The following is a 1,071-nucleotide window of genomic DNA, read 5'->3' on the forward strand; positions in this document are numbered from 1 at the left end:
CCGGGCGCGGCGGCAAATCATGATGGCCGCTGCTGTTACCCTGCCTGCTGGCAGCGGGCTAACGACGGCCGTCTGTGCCGCACTGGAGGTGTCGCGGGCGAGCGTTCTTCGGCACCGTGCTGCGCTGGCAGCCCCGCCACGCGCTGTAAAGACGCGTGCGCCTTCAGCGCGTGCCTTGCCGGAAAGTGAACGGGTTCAGGTGCTGGCCCATCTGCGCACGCCCCGCTTCGCCGATCAGACGCCCACAGAGGTCTTTGCTACCTTGCTCGATGAAGGCACCTACCTCTGCTCGATCCGTACGATGTATCGCATCTTGGCCGCGCAGGGAGAGGTTGCCGAGCGCCGCAGGCAGCGTCGCCATCCCGTTTACCAGAAACCCGAATTGTTGGCCGAGGCCCCAAACCAGGTCTGGTCGTGGGACATTACCAAGCTGATGGGACCAGTGAAATGGTCCTACTTCTACCTCTATGTCATCCTCGACATCTTCAGCCGCCGCGTCGTCGGCTGGCGCATCGAGCACGCCGAAAGTGCCAGCCAGTTCAAAGCCCTGTTCGTTGATGCGATGGGTAAACATGCTGTGCCACGCGATCAGCTTACGTTACACGCCGATCGCGGTGGACCAATGAAAGCGAAAACAACCGCCCTTATGCTGGCCGATCTCGGCGTGCTCAAATCCCATAGTCGGCCACACACCTCAAATGACAACCCGTTCTCTGAAGCTCACTTCAAGACGCTGAAGTATCAACCGGAATTTCCTAAGCGGTTTGAAACGATCGACGAGGCACACGCCTTCTGCCGCCGGTTCTTTACTTGGTACAACGAAGAGCATCATCACGCCGGTATCGGGTTAATGACCCCCGATCAGATCCACTTCGGACAGGCCAAGGCTATCTATGCTGCACGCCAGGAAACCCTCGATACTGCATTCCTCAACACGCCCGAGCGCTTCGTCCGCAAGCCACCCAAACCGCCTCACATCCCAACGGCTGTCTGGATCAACCCACCAAAGCAAACGGAGTAAAACCAAGCTTAAAGTTCAATCGCCACTGTCTCAAAGTCGTTGACACGTTC

1 protein-coding gene is annotated in these 1,071 nt (G+C 58.6%); it reads left to right on the forward strand.

Going from position 1 to position 1,071, the window contains the following annotated elements:
• Positions 1 to 1,021, forward strand: a 1,021-nt coding sequence (locus tag ACOI1H_RS25750; protein ID WP_422441179.1) for an IS3 family transposase, incomplete at its 5' end; no start/stop codon positions are given.
• Between the last annotated feature and the right edge of the window lie 50 nt (positions 1,022 to 1,071).

Origin of the sequence: Loktanella sp. DJP18, from assembly GCF_049310965.1 — a bacterium.
Lineage (GTDB): Bacteria > Pseudomonadota > Alphaproteobacteria > Rhodobacterales > Rhodobacteraceae > Loktanella.